Genomic DNA, 23,189 nt, shown 5'->3' with positions numbered 1-23,189 from the left:
CTAAAAAATATCCAAATACCCAAAATAGTAAAAATTTAAAAAATACTAAAATTTTAAAAAGAGCATTATTTTGATGCTCTTTTTTTTTTGTATAAAAAATCAATATAACTTCTAATCATATGAAAAAAATAATCTTAGGACTTTCATTATTGTCGATGATTTCTTGTGCTTCAACAAGTGCAAAAAATATAAAAAACACGAAAAATCTAACTGAAAATAATCAACTAAAAATAGTCAATAATCCTATAATTAAAAATTATTGGCAACAACATGTCGATTATACGATGGATATTGATATGGACGTAAAAACCTATCAATATAAAGGAACGCAAAAATTAATATACACCAATAATTCACCCGATGAATTAAAAAAAGTGTTTTATCATTTATATTTTAATGCCTTTCAACCAAATTCTCAAATGGATGTGCGTTCAAAAAACATCAAAGATCCAGATAAAAGAGTTGGCGATAGAATTAGTAAATTATCAGCATCAGAAATAGGTTATATCAAAGTAAATTCTTTAAAACAAAACGGTGCAATAGTAAAACACCAAACTGTTGGAACTATTTTGGAGGTTACTTTAAATAAAGCAATTCAACCAGGAGAAAGCGTAACTTTTGATATGATTTTTGATGCACAAGTTCCTAAACAAATTCGTCGCTCTGGAAGAAATAGCGAAGAAGGCGTGGCATTATCTATGGCGCAGTGGTATCCGAAAATGGCAGAATATGATTTCGAAGGTTGGCATACGCCTCCGTACTTAGGACGTGAATTTCACGGTGTTTGGGGCGATTTTAACGTAACGCTTCATATTGATAAAAATTATACCGTTGGAGGAACTGGATATCTTCAAAATCCGCAGGAAGTAGGGCATGGATATGAAAATAAAAAAGATGCTCTAAAAATTCCTTCAGGACAAAAATTAACATGGAAGTTTACCGCACCAAACGTACACGATTTTACTTGGGCAGCCGATCCTGAATATAAACACGATATCTTGACTATGAAAAATGGTATCGATTTGCACTTTTTATACAAAAAAACATTAGATAAAAAATATCTGAAAAATTGGAAAAAATTACAGCCTAAAACCGCTGAATTAATGACCTATTTTAGTGAGAATATTGGGCAATATCCATATAAACAATATTCTGTAATTCAAGGTGGTGACGGTGGAATGGAATATGCAATGAGTACTTTAATTACAGGAAAACGTAACTGGGGAAGCCTATTTGGCGTTACAGCGCATGAGTTAGCACATACTTGGTTTCAGTTTTTATTAGCATCTAATGAAACTAAACATTCTTGGATGGATGAAGGTTTTACAACCTATATTTCTAACAAAGCCGAAAATGAAATTTTAGCTAAAAAGGATCAAAATCCACACGCTGGTTCTTACAGATATTATAATTATGTGGTAGAAAATAATTTAGAAGAATCTCTTTCTACACACGCCGACCGCTATCATACAAATATGGCGTACGGAATGGGAAGTTACTCAAAAGGAAATATTTTCTTAACGCATCTAGAATATATTATCGGAAAAGAAAATACGGCTAAAACCTTAAAAAAATATTTTACTGATTTCTCTTTTAAACATCCAACGCCAAACGATATCAAAAGAACGGCTGAAAAAGTTTCAGGAATTCAATTAGATTGGTTTTTAAACGAATGGACACAAACCACACACACCATTGATTATGGTGTAAAATCGGTAAACGGAAAAGAAATTACTTTAGAAAGAATTGGTAGAATGCCAATGCCTATTGATGTTGAGGTAGTTTATACTGATGGTTCGAAAGAATCTTTTAATATTCCGTTACGAATGATGCGTGGCGAAAAACCAACAAAAGCAACAATTATTGAAGATTGGACATTTGCACATCCAACCTATAGTTTTACTACTTCTAAAACTGTAAAATCAGTACAAATTGATGCTTCAAAATTAATGGCAGATGTTAATTTAGAAAATAATTCGTACGGTAAATAAAAAAGACAAACAAAATAATTTTAAGAAAAGCGAAAATCCTATATAGAATTTTCGCTTTTCTATTTTTAGGATAAAATTTTCTTCAACAATTTTCCGTAATTTTGCATCTCAATTCAACAAAAAATGTCAGAAGAAAAAAAATCATTGAATTTTTTAGAACAAATTATTGAAGAGGATTTGGCAAATGGAATGTCAAAAGAAAATTTACGTTTTCGTTTTCCTCCAGAACCTAATGGATATTTGCATATCGGACACACAAAAGCCATCGGAATTAGTTTCGGATTAGGACAGAAATATAACGCTCCCGTAAACTTGCGTTTTGATGATACAAATCCTGCCAAAGAAGAACAAGAATATGTAGATGCTATTAAAAAAGATGTCGCTTGGTTAGGATATCAATGGGATAAAGAATTGTATTCTTCTGATTATTTTCAGCAATTATACGATTGGGCTGTTTTATTGATAAAAGACGGAAAAGCCTATGTCGATAGTCAATCTTCTGAAGAAATGCGTGCTCAAAAAGGAACGCCAACGCAAGTAGGAACGAATAGTCCTTATAGAAATAGAAGTGTCGAAGAAAATTTAGACTTATTTAGCCGAATGAAAGCTGGTGAGTTTGAAGAAGGAATACATGTTTTACGTGCTAAAATTGATATGGAATCACCAAATATGTTATTGCGTGATCCGTTAATGTATCGTGTTTTGAAAAAAGCGCATCACCGAACAGGAAATGATTGGGTTATTTATCCAATGTACGATTGGACACACGGAGAAAGTGATTATTTAGAGCAAATTTCACACTCATTATGTTCTTTAGAATTTAAACCGCACAGAGATTTATATAACTGGTTTCGTGACAATGTGTACGAATATAGTAAAACGGAATTTCCAAATCCACCGAAACAACGTGAGTTTTCTCGTTTAAACTTAAGCTACACGATTATGAGTAAGCGTAAGTTATTAACTTTGGTAGAAAATGGCATTGTAAACGGATGGGATGACCCAAGAATGCCAACAATTTCTGGATTAAGAAGACGTGGATATACACCAGCTTCAATCCGTAATTTTATAGAAACCGTTGGAGTTTCTAAAAGAGAAAATGTCATTGATGTTTCTTTATTAGAGTTTAAAATCCGTGAAGATTTAAACAAAAAAGCCAACAGAGTTATGGGAGTTTTAGATCCTGTAAAAGTAATTATTGATAATTATCCTGAAGGTAGAGAAGAAATTCTTATTGCAGAAAATAATCCTGAAGATGAAAATTCTGGTACTAGAATTGTTCCTTTTTCAAGAGAAATTTATATCGAAAGAGAAGATTTTAGAGAAGAAGCAAATAGAAAATTCTTCCGATTAAAAATAGGAAAAGAAGTTCGTTTAAAAAATGCGTATTTTATAACGGCAACAAGTTGTGAAAAAGATGAAAATGGAGAAATTACCGTAATTCACTGTACGTATGATCCGTTAACAAAATCAGGAAGCGATACCGAAGAAAGCAAGCGTAAAGTAAAAGGAACGTTACATTGGGTTTCTATAAAACACGCCGTAAAAGCGGAGGTTAGAGTGTACGATAGATTATTTTCTGATGAAGCACCAGATTCACATAAAGATAAAGATTTTATGGAATTTGTAAATCCTAATTCATTAGAAAAAATTACTGCTTTTGTAGAACCAAGCTTGCAAACGGCAAAAATTGGTGAGCAATTTCAGTTTCAACGTTTAGGGTATTTTAATGTTGATGACGATTCGACTTCAGAAAATTTAGTTTTCAATAAAACAGTTGGATTAAAAGATAATTGGGCAAATGCAAATAAAAAAACCGATTAAATAGTCGTGTTTTTTAGCTTTATTTAAGTTGAAAAAATAAGATTACAAAAACCCTCCATTTTTATATAAAAATGGAGGGTTTTATATATTGTAAATTATTGATAAAATAGTTGTTTGTTTTATTTGTAGAACACACTGCTATTTACTTATATTTGTTTAAAATAAATTAAAACAAGCATGAAAAAATTTATATACCTGTTTTTATTAACCGTATCGTTTACCGCTTTTGCACAAACATCAGAAGAAAAAATTACACCAGCTAAAAATGAATTTAAAATAGACGCTTTCGACTTGGCTTTTATGAGAGCACTTGACGTTAGTTATGAGCGTGTAGATAATCAGAATATGGGGTATGGAGTTTCTTTGTTATTAAATTTTCAAGATGATGATCTTTATTACGAAAAATTTGCTGTAACACCTTTTTTTAGAATGTATTTTTTTAATAAACAAGATTATGGTGCAAGAGGATTTTTTGCAGAAGTATATACAAAGTTTGCTTCAGGAGAAAACCCAGAAGATTATTATGAGCCTGTTTATGATAATAATAATCACTCATCAACCTATAAAGAATATTATCATGATTTTTTTGATGTCTCTTTCGGAATGGCATTGGGTTGGAAATGGGTAAATAAAAATGGTTTTACCTTAGATGTTTCTTTAGGAGGTGGACGATATTTAGGCTTTGATAAGCATTCACCTGAATTTTCTGGTAGAGGAGGCGTTTCATTTGGATACCGTTTTTAATTTCATTAAAAATTTATAGTTAAAATATTATTTTTCAAAAACACCTAATAATTGACTTATCGTTAATTATTAGGTGTTTTTTTTGTCTGAGAATAATAATAAACAAATCGGATTTTATTTTCATTTTTTTTATACAAAAAATCCATTTTCCATTTTCGATAGAATATGTATCTTTACTGATTAAGAAAAGTTACGATAAAAATTTTATCTAACTGAAAATCAATAATAAAAAAGTGTTTTTTGATACTGGCAAAAATCAGATTTAAAAAATACTTCTAAAATATACTATTTTATGAGTTGTAACAGTTGTTCAACGAGCAAAGACGGAGTGCCAGGTGGTTGTAAAAGTAATGGAAATTGCGCTAGTGGTACCTGTGGAAGTGGCAATAAATTGGCCGTTTTTGATTGGTTATCGAATATGACTTTGCCAACAGGCGAAGCTCCTTTTAATATTTTTGAAGTTCGATTTAAAAACGGACGTAAACATTTTTATAAAAATACCGAAAAATTAACCCTTTCAATGGGCGATGTTGTGGCTGTTGAAGGATCATCTGGTCATGATATTGGTATTGTAGCCCTTGCAGGAGAACTTGTAAAGGTTCAAATGAAAAAAAGAAAAATTACCGCAGATAGCGAAGAAGTTCAAAAAATATATCGAAAAGCATCGCAAAAAGATATCGATATTTGGCATACCGCTAGAGACAGAGAACAAGAAACACAGCGAAAAGGAAGAGAAATTATTAGTCGCTTAGAACTAAAAATGAAACTTTCTGATGTTGAATATCAAGGAGATGGAACGAAAGCTACTTTTTATTATACCGCCGATGAACGTGTCGATTTTCGTCAATTAATTAGAGATTTAGCAGGTACTTTCTCCATTCGTGTAGAAATGCGTCAAGTAGGAATGCGTCAAGAGGCAGCTCGTTTAGGCGGTGTTGGTTCTTGTGGAAGAGAATTGTGTTGTTCTACCTGGTTAACCGATTTTAGAAAAGTAAATACCGCTGCTGCTAGGTATCAACAATTATCATTAAATCCGCTAAAATTAGCAGGGCAATGTGGTAAATTAAAATGTTGTTTAAATTTTGAGTTAGATACCTATTTAGATGCTTTGCAGAGTTTTCCCAAGCAAGATAAAATACTTAAAACCGAAAAAGGAGATGCTATTTTTGTAAAAATGGATATCTTTAAAAAAATACTTTGGTATACCTATAAAGAGGAAAGTTTTAAGTGGTTTAGAATCTCGTTAGAGCAAGTGCAAGAAATTATTGAACTCAATGAAAATAATGAACTTGCTTTGCCGTTAGATGAATATGAGTTAGAGATAAATCTAGCACCAGTAGTTGATTTTGAAAATGTCGTAGGCCAAGATAGTTTAACCCGTTTTGATACACCAAAAAAATCACGTAATAATAGAAGAAAATCAAGAAAACCCGTTGCCAGAAATGAAGGAAATCAACCTGTAAAAACACAACCAAATAAAAGACCGCAACGACCAGTACCAAAATCAGTAAGAAAACCTGTCGCTAGAAAAGAAGGAGAACAACCCATAAAAGCACAGCCAAATAAAAGACCACAACGACCAGTAACACCAAGATCAGCAAGAAAACCTGTCGCCAGGAAAGAAGGAGAACAACCCGTAAAAGCACAGCCAAATAAAAGACCACAACGTTCAACACCAAGACCAGTAAAAAAACCTGTTGCTAGAAAAGAAGGAGAACAGCCTGTAAAAGCACAACCAAATAAAAGGCCACAACGAATACAACGACCAACTCGTAAACCTATTGATAAAAAAGAAACAGCGCAATCTGTTCAAAAACAACCTAATAAAAGAACACCTGTAAAAATAACAAAAGACAATGTAGCTAAAAACGTAGCGACAACGTCTAACGAAAAAAACGTTTCAGGACAACATAAAAAACCAAACCCAAGAAGAAATCAACCACAAAGAAGAAAAAATACCAACGAAAATAGTAACGAAAACTCTAACGAAAATACCAACCAAAAAAAGGAGTCATAAAGCAAATTATAAAACGATCATAAAATGAAAAAGAATCGTGTATTTATCTTTTTTTTAATGCTAATAGGAATCATATCATGTGATTCTAAAGCAGAATATGATACGTATCTGACATTGCCAAATAATCATTGGAATAAAAAAAATGCCATCGAATTTAATTTTGAAATAAAAGATACCATCAACAAAAAAAACCTTTTTATAAATCTTAGAAATAATAACGAATATCAATATCAAAATCTATTTCTAATTACACAATTAAAATTCCCTGACGGACAAATAATTGTAGATACATTAGAGTATGATATGGCTGATGTTACCGGTAAATTTTTAGGGAAAGGACTCGCAACTATCAAAGAAAATAAACTCTTTTATAAAGAAAATATACAGTTTCCAAAGACAGGGAAATATACCTTTAAAATAGCACAAGCTATGAGAAAAAATAACCAAATTAAAGGAATTGAAAATCTTAAAGGTATTTCGGAAGTAGGATTTAGAATTGAAAAATTACAATAATGACAGAAAATAAAACAACCAAGAAAACAACCAATTATAGTGCCTATATCAAATGGTTTTGGGGAATATTATTAAGTGGATTACTTTTCGTTTCCTTACTATTCTTATTAGCATCTTGGGGAACTTTTGGAGCGTTACCTTCTTTTGAAGAACTCGAAAATCCTAAAAGTGATTTGGCTACAGAAGTGATTTCTGCCGATGGAAAAACCCTAGGGAAATACTACGTAAAAGCAAATAGAACCCCAATTTTATACAAGGATTTACCCGAAAATTTAATCAAAGCTCTAGTGGCTACCGAAGATGAACGCTTTTATCAACATTCTGGTATCGACTTTAAAGGTACCGCAAGAGCTATCGCTAATTTAGGTAGAAAAGGAGGCGCAAGTACCATCACCCAACAATTAGCTAAAAATCTATTTAATAAAGGAGGATCTAGTAATATTTTTAAACGTCTTTCTCAAAAATTAAAAGAATGGGTTGTGGCTATAAAATTAGAGCGTCAATATACCAAAGAAGAAATTGCCACAATGTACCTAAATACACAAGGATTTCTTTTTAATGCAACTGGTATTCGTTCGGCAGCACGTATTTATTTTGGTAAAGAACCTAAAGAATTAGATTTACAAGAATCAGCTATTTTAGTAGCGATGTTAAAAAATCCGAGGCAATACAACCCTTACAGAGAACGCTCTAAAAACAAATCCTTACAGCGTAGAAATGTCGTGTTTGCGCAAATGGCAAAAAATGAAGTTATCACACAGCAACAAAAAGATTCGCTACAAAAATTACCCCTAAAAATAAACTTTACACCAGAGAGTCATAGTGATGGATTGGCAACCTATTTTAGAGAAAATTTAAAACAACGCTTGAAAATATGGGCAAAAGAAAACCCAAAACCAAATGGCGAGTTTTATAATATCTATAAAGATGGCTTAAAAATACATGTTACGATTGATTCTAGAATGCAAAAATATGCAGAAGAAGCAACGACAGAACACATGGCAAATTTGCAATCATTTTTCTTTAAAGAACAACAAGAAAATAAAAATGCGCCGTTTTATGAATTAGATAAAGCACAAATTTTGAATATAATGAAAAGAGGAAAACGAAGCTCTACACGTTATAGACGCATGAAATCAGATGGAAAAAGTGAAAAAGAAATTGAAAAATCGTTTAATACCGATACCGATATGCGTGTCTTTTCTTGGAAAGGTGCCATTGATACCGTGATGACACCCTATGATTCTATCCGTTATTATAAGCATTTTTTACGCTCTGGTTTAGTTTCTATCGAACCACAAACAGGACATATTAAAGCATGGGTTGGTGGTATCAGTCATAAATATTTTAAATATGATGCCGTAGAACAACAAAAACGTCAAGTTGGTTCTACTTTTAAACCGTTCGTATATGCAACGGCAATTAATCAACTAAAAATGTCGCCTTGCGATAAATTACCAAATATTCTATATACCATTCCTAAGGAAAAATACGGAATGCCCAAAGATTGGACACCTAGTAATGCTAGTAATAGATACGGAGGAGAATTAACTCTAAAACAAGCATTAGCAGGTTCTGTAAACGTGATAACTGCACAATTAATTGATAAAGTATCGCCTATAAATGTAGCACGTTTAGCACAATCTGCAGGAATAAAATCAACTATTGATCCCAATCCAGCAATCGCTTTAGGAGCCGTAGATTTATCATTAATAGAAATGGTTAGCGCTTATTCAACATTTGCCAATAAAGGATTGCGTGTAAGCCCAATGATGATTACCAGAATTGAAGATAAAAACGGTACTGTACTACAAGAATTTGTTCCGCAAACAAAAGAAGTTTTAAGCGAAGAATCTGCTTATGTAGTGCTGGATTTATTAAAAGGTGTTACACAATCGGGTTCAGGAGCACGTTTGCGTTCTGGTTGGACGCGAAGAAAAGATGCCAATACAGGTTTTCCATATAAATTCACAAACCCAATTGCAGGAAAAACTGGAACTACACAAAATCAATCTGATGGTTGGTTTATGGGCGTTGTTCCCAATTTAGCAACAGGAATTTGGACAGGAGGAGAAGATAGAGCAACCCATTTTAAAGGAATCGGTTTAGGGCAAGGAGCAACCATGTCATTACCTACCTGGGGATTATACATGCGAAAATGTTATGCAGATTCAACATTGCATATCAGTAAAAAAGATTTTGAAAAACCAACAGGAGAATTAACAATTACCATTAACTGTAATGAAGTAAAAAAGAATACCGATAACAATCAAGAAAATCAAGAAGGAGATACCGATTTTTAAGAAAATTATTATTAAATAGATAGCAACAAAATAGTCGTTTTCAAAATAATATATCGCTAATTAAGATTAATAAAACTAAAAACAGCAACTAAGATGATTCATAAAAAAGTAAATAACGTACAAGAAGCACTCATGGACGTAAAAAACGGAATGACTTTTATGGTAGGTGGTTTCGGTTTATGTGGTATCCCAGAAAATGCCATTGCTGAATTAGTAAAATTAAATGTTAGCGAGGTAACTTGCATCTCAAATAATGCTGGTGTTGATGATTTTGGCTTAGGGTTATTACTTCAAAATAAACAAATAAAAAAAATGATAGCATCGTATGTTGGCGAAAATCAAGAATTTGAACGTCAAATGCTCTCAGGAGAACTTGAAGTCGAATTAACTCCTCAAGGAACTTTAGCAGAAAAATGTAGGGCAGCTCAAGCAGGTTTTCCAGCATTTTATACGCCAGCAGGATACGGAACAGAAGTCGCAGAAGGAAAAGAAACTCGTGAATTTGATGGGAAAATGTACGTGTTAGAATCTGCTTTTAAAGCCGATTTTGCCTTTGTAAAAGCATGGAAAGGAGATACTGCTGGAAATTTAATCTTTAAAGGAACAGCACGTAATTTTAACCCGAATATGTGCGGCGCAGCAACAATTACCGTAGCTGAGGTCGAAGAATTAGTACCCGCAGGAACACTTGATCCCAATCAAATACATATTCCAGGTATTTTTGTACAACGTATTTTTCAGGGAGAAAATTATCAAAAAAGAATTGAACAACGAACTGTAACTCCTAAAATACACTAAAAATGGCGTTATCAAAAGAACAAATAGCACAAAGAATTGCAAAAGAATTACAAGATAAATGGTATGTTAATTTAGGAATCGGAATTCCTACCTTAGTTGCAAATTACATTCCTGAAGGAATTGAAGTAGAATTTCAATCTGAAAATGGATTGCTAGGAATGGGACCTTTTCCAATAGAAGGAACCGAAGATGCCGACCTTATAAATGCAGGAAAACAAACCGTAACCGTATTAGATGGTGGCGCTATTTTTGATTCAGCAATGAGCTTTGCAATGATCCGAGGAAAACACGTGCAATTAACCGTTTTAGGTGCCATGGAAGTTGCACAAAATGGTGATATCGCCAACTGGAAAATCCCTGGAAAAATGGTAAAAGGAATGGGCGGTGCTATGGATTTAGTAGCATCGGCAGAAAATATTATTGTAGCGATGATGCACACTAATAAACGTGGCGAATCTAAACTTTTAGAAAAATGCTCTCTGCCCTTAACCGGCGTTGGTTGTGTTACAAAAATAGTGACCAATTTAGCCGTTTTAGAAGTTAAAAATAATGCTTTCTATCTGCTTGAAAGAGCGCCTGGTGTTTCTGTGGATGAAATAAAAAAAGCAACGAAAGGAAATTTAATTATAGAAGGAGAAATTCCTGAAATGAATATGTAAAATACTCATGAAAATACTATCATACAACGTAAACGGCATTAGAGCCGCCTTAAAAAAAGGATTTATCGATTGGTTAGAAACTGAAAATCCTGATGTGATTTGTATTCAAGAAACCAAAGCTCATAAAGAACAACTCGATGTTACAACTTTTGAAAATGCTGGATACCCATATCATTATTGGTTTTCAGCACAAAAAAAAGGCTATTCATCAGTGGCTGTTTTTTGTAAAGAAAAACCAAATCATATTGAATACGGAACAGGAATCGAAGCCATGGATTTTGAAGGAAGAAATTTGCGGGTAGATTTTGATGAAGTATCCGTGATGAGCTTATATCTTCCGTCAGGAACAAATTCCGAACGCTTGAATTTTAAATTCAATTATATGGATGAATTTCAAGAATATATTGATACTTTAAAACAAGAAATTCCGAATTTAGTGATTTGTGGCGATTATAATATTTGTCATCAAGAAATAGATATTCACAATCCAAAAATGAAAGGCGTTTCAGGATTTTTACCCGAAGAACGAACATGGATGGGTGAATTTATCAACAACGGATTTATTGATAGTTTCCGTTATTTAAATCAAGATAAACAAGAGTATTCTTGGTGGAGTTATCGTGCAAATTCTAGAGCAAATAACAAAGGTTGGCGTTTAGATTATGCTATGGTTGCTGAACCTTTGAAAGATAAAATTTCTAAAGCCTATATTTTACCAGAAGCAAAACATTCTGACCATTGTCCTATCGTTGTTGAATTAGCCATTTAAAAAATCGCTTTATAAAACAGATTGAAATACCTCAAAATATATCAAAAAATAATATCAAAATAGATTAAAACATATTAAAGTAAACTATAGCAATTATGAAAAATTTATTCTTACTTTTTTTTACCGCATTCGTTTTTGCACAACAGCCCGTTGCTGTTGATAGTGCTTTTATGACTATCAATACGACTAAAAATATCAAAAACATCAAAAATAGTCAAAACATCAAAAATATCGATAAAACGAAAATCACTATTGATTCTAATTTTATAGGAACTGTTGTCGATACGGTTATTGATGCTTCTAAACTTAAAAAATATCAAGAACTATTTACTGATGCCGATTTGAAAATTATTGATAGTTTATTAATAGAAGAAAAATTTAATTCATCGTCTTTTGATAGCATTCAATATGTAATTAATGATAAAGATATTCTTGAGAATACAACCTCAATACTTTCTACCGATTTACTCAAAAAACGTTTGCAAGATTTAAATGTAAAAACACCTTTTCATTTAGCCTATAATCCATCGTTAGAAAAAGTAATTAACAGTTATTTAAAATATCGAACAAAATATTATCCTGCTTTAATGGCAAAGGCTCACTATTATTTTCCGATGTTTGAACAATATTTAGATCAGTTTGATGTTCCGTTGGAAATGAAATATTTAGCTATTGTAGAATCAGCATTGCGTCCTGACGCACGCTCTAGAGTTGGCGCAACAGGACTTTGGCAATTTATGTATGGTACTGGAATCCAGTTTGATTTAAAGGTAAATTCTTATGTTGATGAGCGTCAAAATCCTGTGAAATCGACTATCGCTGCGTGTAAATATTTAAGTCAGTTATATAAAATTTTTGGCGATTGGGATTTAGCCTTAGCAGCCTACAATTCAGGTCCTGGAAATGTTTCTAAAGCGATTAAACGCTCAGGAGGATACCGAAATTATTGGAATATTCGTCCGTATTTACCACGAGAAACAGCAGGATATGTTCCCGCTTTTTATGCAACCATGTATATTTTTGAATATGCAGAAGAACATGCGATTTATCCTGCACCACCTACAATTTTTCATTTTGAAACTGATACCGTTCGTGTAAAAAGAACCGTAACTTTTGATCAAATAGCAGAAAAAACAAAGATTGATACCGAATTATTATCCTTCTTAAATCCGTCATATAAATTAGATATTATTCCGTATGTAGCCGATAAAAATTATGCTCTTAGATTGCCTCGAAAAAATATAATCGACTTCTTAGAACAAGAAAAAGCTATTTATCAATTAGCAAATACTGATGATAGTAAAATAGAAAAACCACTTCCTAAGTTTTTTGAAGCCGAAAAACGTACCCGATATAAAGTACGTAGTGGTGATTATCTAGGGAAAATAGCCCATAAATTTGGCGTAAGAGTTAGTGATATCAAACGTTGGAATGGTATGAGAAATCATCGCCTGAAAATAGGACAACGCTTAAATATTTATCCGAAGAAATTAGTAGCTTCTACAAAAACATCCAAAAGAAAATATCCATTGCCAAAAGGAGCACATCAGGTTTATATCGTGCAAAATGGCGACTCTTTATGGACAATCTCCAAAAAATATCCATCAGTTTCTATAGAACAAATTAAAAAATGGAACAATATTTGGAGTGTAAAAAGATTAAAGCCAGGAATGGAACTTAAAATTTTTAAAGGATAAAATTTAAAGATAAAATCTAACCCCAAAAAAAAACCTATGAAACAAATAATATGCTTGCTTGTTTTAACAATCTTTGCAACATCTTGTAAAACAAACAACGCAAAAAATAGCTACACGTTACCAACATCTAACGGAAATACCAACAAAATAATTGTAGTTGTAAAAGGAGCAGATTGGGAAGGGAAAATCGGAAATAAAATACGAACTGTATTTGGAGAATCGCAAGTGGGATTGCCACAGCCAGAAACATTATTATCGGTAAGTCAAATAGATCCTAGCGGATTTAGTAGCTTTATGAGACACGCAAAAGCCGTTCTTCTTATCAAAGAAGGCGCTAAAGAAAGTATTGCTATTGAAAAAGATAGGTATGCAAAACCACAAATTATCGTGCATGCGACCGCTAAAAATAAAACAGAAATTTTAACATTACTTGAAAAAAGAGGCAAAGAAATTATACAAATCTTTAAAGATGAAGATATTAAATTTACTCAAAATATCTTTAAAAAAGAACGTATTGATGAAACTCAATTTAAAACCATTAAAAATATCGGTGTAACTATTGATATTCCTGAAAGATTTAGATTGGTTGAAGATACAGGTGATTTTATTTGGTTTCGTCAGCATTTACGAAGCGGTATTGCCCGTGGCGATGGAACAAATAATATTCTACTATACACCGTTCCTTTAAAAGATGAAAATACTATTGCCGATAATATTACCGCAGTTCGGGATACCATTGGTAAAAAACACATACCAGGAAGCAAAGAAGGAATGTATATGATTACCGAACAAGCTTACACACCTTTTACTTTTGATGCTCAAATTGATGGTAAAAAAGCCTACGAAACACGCGGGAAATGGGAAGTGAAAAATGATTTTATGGCAGGGCCATTTATTAATTATACAATCATTGATAAAAAAAATAATCGCTTGGTGATTTTTGAAGGATTTACCTACGCACCTTCGGTAAATAAACGTGATTTTTTATTCGAATTAGAAGCAATTGCAAAATCAATGCACATAAAATAAGCCCATTTTATTTTAAAAAGAATATCAAAAAGCATCAATTATATTGATGCTTTTTTATTTTTTTATTGCTATTTTTACACCTTTACCTACAATAAATACCCAAATATACTTGTTGTACAGTAAAAGCGTAACTATATGAATAAATTATCAAAATTCTTAGTTTTTAACTTGATTTTAACTACAATATATTCTTGTAGTGTGAAAAAAGATACTTTTTTAAATCGAAACTTCCACGCACTTACTACAAAATATAACGTGCTGTTTAATGGTGAACAAGCCTACTTAAAAGGACTTCAAGAAATTCAAGATAAACATCAAGATAATTTCTGGAAACAATTACAAATTGAACCCATCACTTTTGATGAAACCGAAATCGTACTCCCAACACTACAACCAGGTGCAGGATTTGATGAAAATCAAACAACAGAAGATGATGAAAATCAAAAACCATTAACCAATTTCGAAAAAGCAGAAGAAAAAGCCGTAAAAGCAATTCAAAAACATTCCATGAATATCAATGGATATGAAAAAAATCGCCAAATTGATGACGCTTATCTACTATTAGGAAAAGCAAGATACTACACACAACGCTTTATTCCTGCGATAGAAGCCTTTAATTATAGTATCATAAATTATCCAAATGCAAGCCTTATCAACCAAACGAAAATTTGGCGCGCTAAAACAAATATTCGACTCGATAATGAAAAATTAGCCATAGAATCACTCAAATTTCTATTGGAAGTTGAAAAAAATGAAAAACAATTACCAGCTGTCATCAAAGAACAAGCACATACCGCAATGGCAATGGCGTATCAAAAAACAGATAGCATTCAAAAAGTAATTGAACACTTAACAAAAACAACTGAAATATTTAAAAATAAAGAACAAGCATCTCGAAATATGTTCGTTTTAGGGCAAATTTATAGCCAATTAAACTATAAAGATTCCGCACGTATCGTATTTGAAAAATTATCAGAAATAAAAAAAGCACCCTACAAATACCGAATTCGAGCAACCATCGAAATGGCAAAAAATACTCCAAATGATAGCACATCTGTTATTGTATTAGCCAAATTGAAAAAATTAATCCGAAATTCCGATAATCGAAAATTTTTAAACGCCTTATATTATCAAGCAGGAGTCCTCGAAATTGGTCGAAATAATCGCCAAAATGCCATCGATTATTTTAAAAAATCATTAAACGCAAAACATAATAACGAATATCAAAAAACATACGCATACGAACGTTTAGGAAATATCGCTTTCGATACCCAAAAATACGTGCTAGCAGGTAATTATTATGACAGCGTTTTAAATGTTACGCCAAAAGAATTTGAACTCGAAAAACGAATCCGAAGAATCCGAAGAAAAAATAAAGGACTCACAACCTTACGAAAATACGAAGAAATCGTTAAAAATAATGATAGTATTCTAAGCCTAGTTGCGATGACAAATCAAGAAAAAAATGCTTTTTTTCAACAGCATATCGCAAAAATAAAACAACAAGACCAAGCTCAAAAACAACAAGCGTTAAATGCTCAAAATTTTGGCAATTCCTTTGGAAGTTTTACCAATGATTTCGCAAATAAAACCAACAATGCTAATAATAAAGGAAAATGGTATTTCTATAATACGCAAGCTTTAGCGTTTGGAAAAATAGCCTTTCAAAAAAATTGGGGAACACGTCTGTTAGAAGATAATTGGCGAATCTCAGCAACAACAACTAATAATAATAATCTCGTTACTATTGTTGATGAAAAATCAACAACAAAAATAACCGATAAACGCTACGAAATAGCAACCTATTTAAACGAAATCCCTACTGATGAAAAAGAGATTACAACATTAATCGAAAAACGTAATGATGCCTTATATCAATTAGGATTACTCTATAAAGAACAATTTATAAATAGCAATCTTGCCATTAAAAACCTAATACGTTTGCAAAAAGAACAAGATAAACAACATGATAATTCCCTAGAATTACCTATAAAGTATCACTTATATCAAATTTATACAGGAATTAATAATCTTGAAAAAGCAAATCAATATAAAAATAGTATTCTAACAAAATATCCACAAACAAGGTTCGCTAAAATAATTCGAAACCCAACTCAAAAATTATCAGAAAAAAAGACAGAAAATAGTCAAGAAGCTATCGCAAATAAAAAATACAAAGAAATTTATTACTTATATAAAGAAAATAAATTCGAACAAGTCGTCAAAGAAATCGATAGGCTATCTTTAAGTAGTATAGATTCAAAATTAACCCCTAAATTTGTATTGTTAAAAGCAATCGCTATCGGTAAATATAAAGACAAAAAAACCTATATAAAAGCGTTAGAATTTGTAGCAATGGGCTATCAAAATACAAAAGAAGGCGAAAAAGCAACAGAAATATTAGCACAATTAAAAAAATAAATCCCTAAAATATGTTCGGTAAAGAAAGTAAAAAAATAAGTGAAAATAAAGTTTCTGAAAGAAATGTAATCGGAAAAAATACCCAAATAAAAGGAGATATTATTTCAGAAGGAGATTTTAGAATTGATGGAAATTTAGACGGAACTATCAATACAAAAGGTAGAGTGATTGTCGGACAAACTGGTTTTATTAAAGGAAAAGTAACCTGTACCAATGCCGATATTGAAGGGAAGTTTTCAGGAGAATTAATCGTAGCAAATACCTTAACCGTAAAAGGAACCGCCAATATTAATGGAGATGTTATTATTGGTAAATTATCCGTAGAACCAGGAGCTTCTTTCAACGCAACCTGCGCCATGAAAGGGAGCGTAAAAGAATTAAATAATAATGAACAAAAACATAAAGAAAAAACCGCGTAGTAAATATCTTCAGTTTACCAGTATCGCTTTTCAAATGGGAATCACCATTTATTTAGGGAATTTACTCGGTCAATGGCTAGATGCAAACTATATCAATGAAAACGAATTGTATACTAAAATATGTACGTTAGTAGCTGTTTTTGTAGCAATGTTTTCGGTAATATCGCAAGTTTCTAAAATATCTAAATAAATATTTGTACAATATTTAAGGGATTTTTTTAAGTAAAAATATATAAATTTATAATGAGTAAACGTATTTTGTATTTTATTACTGCAGTACTATTGTTATTTGCAGTAAGCTATTTTTTGCATACATATATCTTAAAAATGCAAGAAGTAGTATTGCCCTATTCACTACTTTCGATGTATTTATTTCATGTCATCGCAACAAGTTTGGTATATATAATCCTCGAATTTATCGCCGATACGCTGCCAAATGAAGCTGGATATGTCTATTTAGCATCGATGCTTTTAAAGATAGGTTTCTTTGTTTTAATTTTTAAAAATGACGTATTTACAGAAGTAAAACTCATCCAGCCCGCACGAATATCGCTAGTGGTACCCTTATTTTTGTTTTTGACAACCGAAGCAATGGGCGTTTTTAAGTTGTTAAACAATAAGTAGTTTGCTTTTTTTTAGCCACTTTTAAGAGCTAGTTTACAATCAAAAAAAAACTAAGATAAAAACGGTTTGTAGTTTTAATTAAATATGTACCTTTGCACGGAAATTTACAGACCTTAAACCTTTATTCAAATTTAAGATATGATGATAGCAACAAAATCTATCAAGTTTTTAACAATACTTGCACTAGTTTTTATATCATTTTCAGTGTTCGCTGAAGGTGGAAATACTACTTTACAAGAAAGTGAACCTGTTGTATTACAAGATGATGAACATGCTGTTTTAGAAGATGGTGGACGTGTAAATACAAAGGAAGAAATTGAAGCATACAAAAAGCATCACTTAGCAGATTCACACGATTTTTCATTATTTTCTTATACAAATGATCAAAATGAAAGAAAACACGTGGGATTTGCATTACCAGTTATTGTTTGGACAAGTAAAGGATTGAAAACTTTTATGTCTTCAGCATTTCATCATAATGATGATGGTCATGTAGTAGTAACTGCAGACGATGTGCAATTAACTAAAATTCACAGTAAAATTTACGAATTAAATGAAGGAGAAACTGCCGTTTCTTTTGATGAAGCACATCATGCTACTAATGCACATAAAGTAATAGATTTTTCTATCACGAAAAGTGTATTTGGAATGTTTTTAGTAGGTTTATTAATGATTTTTGGATTCAGATCATTAGCCAAAGGATATAAAAAAGGAGCTATACCAACAGGGTTTGCAAGAGTTTTAGAGCCTTTAGTATTGTATGTTCGTGATGAAATAGCAAGACCGAATATCGGTGAAAAGCATTACCGTAAATTTATGGGATTCTTATTAACTGTTTTCTTTTTTATCTGGATTTCAAACCTATTAGGATTAACTCCTTTAGGATTTAATATTACAGGACAATTAGCTGTAACAGTTTGTTTGGCTCTTTTCACCTTTTTTATAGTACAATTTTCAGCGAATAAAGACTATTGGAAACATATTTTTTGGATGCCAGGAGTACCTGTCGTTATGAAATTTGTTTTAGCACCTATTGAATTTTTAGGGATTTTAACGAAGCCTTTTTCGTTATTTGTACGTTTATTTGCTAATATTACAGCAGGTCATTCAGTAGTAATGGGTATTGCCGCTTTAATGATTGTATTAAAAGCGAAGTTTGGAACAGCAGGTGCTACAAGTGTATCTATATTTTTAACGTTATTTTTAACGTTAATTGAAGTATTGGTCGCTTTCTTACAAGCCTACATATTTACAATGTTATCTTCATTGTTTATCGGTATGGCAGTAGAAGAACATGAACACCATTAGTAAAATGAAATTTTTTGTTTAATTTAATATAAATCAATTAGTATGGAACTGACTTTAATAGGAGCAGGATTAATCGTAATCGGAGCAGGATTAGGTTTAGGGAAAATCGGAAGTAGCGCAATGGAAGCTATCGCACGTCAACCTGAAGCAGCTGGAAAAATCCAAACAGCAATGATTATTATTGGAGCATTATTAGAAGGTTTAGCATTTGGTGCTTTACTTTTAGGATAATCTTCCCGAAATTAAAAAGAAACACTTTCTGCAACGATTGGTTGCAGAAGTGTTTTATTAAACAATAAAAAAAAACACAAAATTAAGTAGTATGGGAATTTTTAATGATTTTTCAATAGGGTTGTTTGCAATGCAAGCTTTTATCTTATTAATCTTGATTTTTTTAATGATGAAATTTGCTTGGAAACCTATCTTAACTGCCTTAAATGACAGAGAAGAAGGAATTCAAAATGCATTAGATCAAGCTGAAAATGCTCGTAAAGAAATGCAAAATTTACAAGCTGATAATGATAAATTATTAAAAGAAGCACGTGCAGAAAGAGATGCAATGATGCAAGAAGCTCGTGATATTAAAGAAAATATTGTCGCAGAAGCAAAAGAAGAAGCACAAGCACAAACTGCTAGCATGATCGAAAATGCAAAAGCAACTATAAAACAAGAGCAACAAGCTGCAATTGCTACATTAAAGAAAAATGTAGGAGATTTATCTATCGAAATCGCTCAGAAATTAGTGCAAAAAGAATTAACTTCACCAGCAGATCAATTCAAATTAGTTGAAGGAATGTTAAAAGAGGTTACTTTAAATTAAGCAATCGATGAAAGGAGCAAGACCCGCATTGCGTTACGCAAAAGCAATATTAAATTTAGCAAAACAAACCAATAAAGATTCGCTAGTAAACGATAATATGAAGCTGATTGCTGATACTATTGAAGAAAGTGAAGATTTAAAAAGAATGCTTAATAGTCCAATCGTTAAAACTGAAGATAAAAAGAAGGTTTTAATAGCCCTTTTTGGTGATAAAGTAGACAAGGTTATAAAAGGTTTATTTAACGTATTAGAGCAAAATAAACGTATGACAATGTTAGCGTCAATTGCAACACAATATTCGCTAATTTATAATCAGTATAAAGGAATACAACTCGCTAAAGTTACTACTGCAGTAGCTTTAACAAAAGAATTAGAAGATAAAATACAAGCGAAAATTGTTTCTTTAACAGGAAATAGCGCAAGTATAGAAAATATAGTAAATCCATCTATTATAGGAGGGTTTATTTTACGTGTTGGAGATGTGCAGTATGATGCAAGTATTTCTAATCAGTTCAACAAGTTAAGAAGAGAATTTGACACTAGTCATAACACTTCACAAATTTAATTATACATCCAAAGAAATAAGATGGCAGGAATTAAACCAGCTGAAGTTTCAGCAATTTTAAAAGAACAATTATCAAACTTCGAATCTAAAGCTTCATTAAATGAAGTAGGTACCGTATTACAAGTAGGTGATGGTATTGCTCGTGTTTACGGTTTGTCTAATGTACAATATGGTGAATTAGTAGAATTCGGTGACGGATTAGAAGGTATCGTATTAAACTTAGAAGAAGATAATGTAGGAGTTGTATTATTAGGTACATCGACCTCAGTTAGAGAAGGATCTACAGTTAAACGTACAGAAAGAATTGCTTCTTTAAGAGCTGGAGAAGGAATCGTAGGACGTGTTGTAAATACATTAGGGCAGCCAATTGATGGTAAAGGACCTATTGAAGGAACAACTTACCAAATGCCTTTAGAGCGTAGAGCTCCTGGGGTTATTTATCGTGAGCCTGTAACTGAACCAATGCAAACTGGTATCAAATCTATTGATGCGATGATTCCTGTAGGACGTGGTCAACGTGAGTTAATCATTGGAGACCGTCAAACTGGTAAATCTACCGTAGCTATTGATACTATTTTAAATCAAAAAGAATTTTACGATGCTGGGAAACCAGTGTATTGTATCTATGTTGCTATTGGTCAAAAAGCATCTACTGTAGCGGCAATCGCTAATATGTTAGAAGATAAAGGTGCCATGGCTTATACTACAATTGTAGCGGCAAATGCATCAGATCCTGCAGCAATGCAAGTATATGCACCTTTCGCAGGAGCAGCAATTGGAGAATTTTTTAGAGATACAGGAAGACCTGCTTTAATTGTTTATGATGATTTATCAAAACAAGCAGTTGCGTACCGTGAAATTTCTTTATTATTAAGAAGACCACCGGGACGTGAGGCATATCCTGGAGATGTATTTTACTTACACTCAAGATTATTAGAACGTGCTGCAAAAGTTATCAATGACGATAAAATTGCTAGTGAAATGAACGATTTACCTGATTCTTTAAAAGCAATCGTAAAAGGTGGAGGTTCTTTAACGGCATTGCCAATTATTGAAACACAAGCAGGAGATGTATCAGCATACATTCCAACAAACGTAATTTCGATTACTGATGGGCAAATTTTCTTAGATGGAGATTTATTTAACTCTGGTGTTCGTCCAGCAATTAATGTAGGTATTTCGGTATCTCGTGTTGGTGGTAACGCTCAGATTAAATCTATGAAAAAAGTATCTGGTACGTTAAAATTAGATCAAGCACAATATCGTGAATTAGAAGCATTCGCTAAGTTTGGTTCTGATTTAGATGCGGCTACTATGAACGTGATTTCTAAAGGTCAACGTAATGTTGAAATCTTAAAGCAAGCACAAAACGATCCTTATACTGTTGAAGATCAAATTGCTATTATTTATGCAGGTTCTAAAAACTTGTTGAAAGATGTACCTGTAAATAAGGTAAAAGAATTTGAAAGTGATTATCTTCAGTATTTAAATGCAAAGCACAGAGCAACTTTAAATACTTTAAAAGCAGGGAAATTAACTGATGAAGTAACCGATGTTTTAACTTCAGCAGCAGCAGAAATTTCTGCTAAATTTAAGGCTTAATAAATAATTTTGATATTCAATATTCCAACTATTTTTAGATATTCTAAAATGTTCGGAATATTGAATATTAAATGCTAACTACTATTTGTATGGCAAATTTAAAAGAAATACGTAACAGAATTACTTCGATAAAATCAACAATGCAGATTACCTCTGCCATGAAAATGGTATCGGCAGCAAAGTTGAAAAAAGCTCAAGATGCAATTACGGCAATGCGTCCGTATTCTTCTAAGCTTACTGAATTATTACAAAGCTTAAGCGCTACTTTAGATAGTGATGCTGGAGGTGTATATTCAACTCAAAAAGAAGTAAAAAATGTATTATTAGTGGTAATTACTTCCAACAGAGGTTTATGTGGTGGTTTTAACTCTTCTATTGTTAAAAGAACAATAAAAGCTATTGATGAAAAATACAGTAATGTTGCTGTTGATTTGTTAACAATAGGTAAAAAAGGAGACGATATTTTATCAAAAGAACATACTATTATTGAAAATAGAAATGATATTTTTGATGATTTAACCTATGATAACGTTGCCCAAGTTGCACAAAAAATAATGGATTTATATGTAGCAGGTTCTTATCAAAAAATAGAACTTGTTTATAATCAATTTAAAAATGCTGCAACGCAAATTCCACAATTAGAGCAGTTTTTACCAATTGAGCCAATAGAATCAGTAGAAGGTGAAGATAAAAAGGTAGCTTTAGAATATCTTTATGAACCTTCTAAAGAGCAAATTGTTTTAGAATTGATTCCTAAATCTTTAAAAACACAATTATACAAAGCAATTCGTGATTCATTTGCATCAGAACACGGAGCTCGTATGACTGCAATGCACAAGGCAACTGATAACGCTACTGAATTACGTGATGAATTATTATTAACGTATAACAAAGCACGTCAAGCAGCAATTACCAATGAAATCTTAGAAATTGTTGGTGGTGCGGAAGCATTAAAGAACTAAGAAACTATAATTTATATAAAAAAAGCGAATCTAAATGGGTTCGCTTTTTTAGTTTTTATAAACTATCGTCATGCTGAATTTATTTCAGCATCGCACCAATAAGAGAACTGTGGAAAATCAGGAT

General features: G+C 32.1%; 21 protein-coding genes. All 21 read left to right on the top strand.

Annotated features, from left to right (window positions below; all coding sequences use genetic code 11):
• Window positions 1-119 precede the first annotated feature (119 nt).
• The 21 genes from L0U77_RS02665 (at window position 120) to atpG (ending at window position 23,065) form a co-directional block, all read left to right on the top strand.
• Window positions 120-1,991 (top strand): M1 family metallopeptidase, encoded by a 1,872-nt coding sequence (locus L0U77_RS02665; protein ID WP_233900692.1) that lies wholly within the window; start codon window positions 120-122, stop codon window positions 1,989-1,991.
• Window positions 1,992-2,114: 123 nt separating this feature from the next.
• Window positions 2,115-3,815, top strand: a complete 1,701-nt coding sequence (locus L0U77_RS02660; RefSeq protein ID WP_233861569.1) for a glutamine--tRNA ligase/YqeY domain fusion protein — start codon at window positions 2,115-2,117, stop codon at window positions 3,813-3,815.
• 177 nt (window positions 3,816-3,992) lie between these two features.
• A complete protein-coding gene (locus tag L0U77_RS02655; RefSeq protein ID WP_233900691.1) occupies window positions 3,993-4,559 on the top strand; it encodes a hypothetical protein in 567 nt (188 codons plus the stop codon).
• 292 nt (window positions 4,560-4,851) lie between these two features.
• Window positions 4,852-6,576, top strand: coding sequence for a PSP1 domain-containing protein (locus L0U77_RS02650; protein WP_233897635.1), 1,725 nt, complete (start codon window positions 4,852-4,854; stop codon window positions 6,574-6,576).
• Between the two features lie 24 nt (window positions 6,577-6,600).
• Window positions 6,601-7,089, top strand: coding sequence for a gliding motility lipoprotein GldH (locus tag L0U77_RS02645; RefSeq protein WP_233897636.1), 489 nt, complete (start codon window positions 6,601-6,603; stop codon window positions 7,087-7,089).
• The gene (locus tag L0U77_RS02640) at window positions 7,089-9,392 is read left to right on the top strand and encodes a transglycosylase domain-containing protein (protein ID WP_233898868.1); all 2,304 of its coding nucleotides are present in this window, start codon (window positions 7,089-7,091) and stop codon (window positions 9,390-9,392) included. The genes L0U77_RS02645 and L0U77_RS02640 overlap by 1 nt, the downstream gene beginning before the upstream one ends.
• Window positions 9,393-9,485: 93 nt before the next feature.
• On the top strand, window positions 9,486-10,190 hold the full coding sequence (locus L0U77_RS02635; RefSeq protein WP_101918578.1) for a CoA transferase subunit A: 705 nt from the start codon (window positions 9,486-9,488) through the stop codon (window positions 10,188-10,190).
• 2 nt (window positions 10,191-10,192) lie between these two features.
• Entirely contained in the window at window positions 10,193-10,849 is a 657-nt protein-coding gene (locus L0U77_RS02630) for a 3-oxoacid CoA-transferase subunit B (protein ID WP_101918579.1), read from the top strand.
• 7 nt (window positions 10,850-10,856) lie between these two features.
• Complete coding sequence (locus L0U77_RS02625; RefSeq protein WP_101918580.1) at window positions 10,857-11,618, top strand: exodeoxyribonuclease III; 762 nt, start codon at window positions 10,857-10,859, stop codon at window positions 11,616-11,618.
• 95 nt (window positions 11,619-11,713) lie between these two features.
• Window positions 11,714-13,315 (top strand): lytic transglycosylase domain-containing protein, encoded by a 1,602-nt coding sequence (locus L0U77_RS02620; RefSeq protein WP_233900690.1) that lies wholly within the window; start codon window positions 11,714-11,716, stop codon window positions 13,313-13,315.
• Between the two features lie 36 nt (window positions 13,316-13,351).
• On the top strand, window positions 13,352-14,344 hold the full coding sequence (locus L0U77_RS02615) for a DUF4837 family protein (RefSeq protein WP_233900689.1): 993 nt from the start codon (window positions 13,352-13,354) through the stop codon (window positions 14,342-14,344).
• Window positions 14,345-14,479: 135 nt separating this feature from the next.
• On the top strand, window positions 14,480-16,765 hold the full coding sequence (porW, locus tag L0U77_RS02610) for a type IX secretion system periplasmic lipoprotein PorW/SprE (RefSeq protein WP_233900688.1): 2,286 nt from the start codon (window positions 14,480-14,482) through the stop codon (window positions 16,763-16,765).
• 11 nt (window positions 16,766-16,776) lie between these two features.
• Entirely contained in the window at window positions 16,777-17,184 is a 408-nt protein-coding gene (locus L0U77_RS02605; RefSeq protein ID WP_101918584.1) for a bactofilin family protein, read from the top strand.
• On the top strand, window positions 17,153-17,374 hold the full coding sequence (locus tag L0U77_RS02600) for an AtpZ/AtpI family protein (RefSeq protein WP_101918585.1): 222 nt from the start codon (window positions 17,153-17,155) through the stop codon (window positions 17,372-17,374). Before L0U77_RS02605 ends, L0U77_RS02600 begins: the two co-directional genes overlap by 32 nt.
• A 53-nt stretch (window positions 17,375-17,427) precedes the next feature.
• Window positions 17,428-17,808, top strand: a complete 381-nt coding sequence (locus L0U77_RS02595; RefSeq protein WP_233861561.1) for a DUF6168 family protein — start codon at window positions 17,428-17,430, stop codon at window positions 17,806-17,808.
• 138 nt (window positions 17,809-17,946) lie between these two features.
• The gene (atpB, locus tag L0U77_RS02590) at window positions 17,947-19,116 is read left to right on the top strand and encodes a F0F1 ATP synthase subunit A (RefSeq protein WP_101918587.1); all 1,170 of its coding nucleotides are present in this window, start codon (window positions 17,947-17,949) and stop codon (window positions 19,114-19,116) included.
• Between the two features lie 42 nt (window positions 19,117-19,158).
• Window positions 19,159-19,347 carry an ATP synthase F0 subunit C gene (atpE, locus tag L0U77_RS02585; RefSeq protein ID WP_101918588.1) on the top strand — a complete coding sequence of 63 codons (189 nt, stop codon included), beginning with the start codon at window positions 19,159-19,161 and terminating at the stop codon, window positions 19,345-19,347.
• Window positions 19,348-19,438: 91 nt separating this feature from the next.
• Complete coding sequence (locus L0U77_RS02580; RefSeq protein ID WP_233883295.1) at window positions 19,439-19,936, top strand: F0F1 ATP synthase subunit B; 498 nt, start codon at window positions 19,439-19,441, stop codon at window positions 19,934-19,936.
• A 7-nt stretch (window positions 19,937-19,943) separates the two neighbouring features.
• Window positions 19,944-20,501 (top strand): ATP synthase F1 subunit delta, encoded by a 558-nt coding sequence (gene atpH / locus L0U77_RS02575; RefSeq protein WP_233861556.1) that lies wholly within the window; start codon window positions 19,944-19,946, stop codon window positions 20,499-20,501.
• A 21-nt stretch (window positions 20,502-20,522) separates the two neighbouring features.
• Window positions 20,523-22,103 (top strand): F0F1 ATP synthase subunit alpha, encoded by a 1,581-nt coding sequence (gene atpA, locus L0U77_RS02570; RefSeq protein ID WP_101918591.1) that lies wholly within the window; start codon window positions 20,523-20,525, stop codon window positions 22,101-22,103.
• A gap of 89 nt (window positions 22,104-22,192) precedes the next feature.
• Complete coding sequence (gene atpG, locus L0U77_RS02565) at window positions 22,193-23,065, top strand: ATP synthase F1 subunit gamma (RefSeq protein WP_233898864.1); 873 nt, start codon at window positions 22,193-22,195, stop codon at window positions 23,063-23,065.
• Window positions 23,066-23,189: the final 124 nt, after the last annotated feature.

It is taken from the genome of Tenacibaculum piscium (genome assembly GCF_021390715.1).
GTDB lineage: Bacteria > Bacteroidota > Bacteroidia > Flavobacteriales > Flavobacteriaceae > Polaribacter > Polaribacter piscius.
This window is presented reverse-complemented; position numbering and strand designations above follow the sequence as displayed.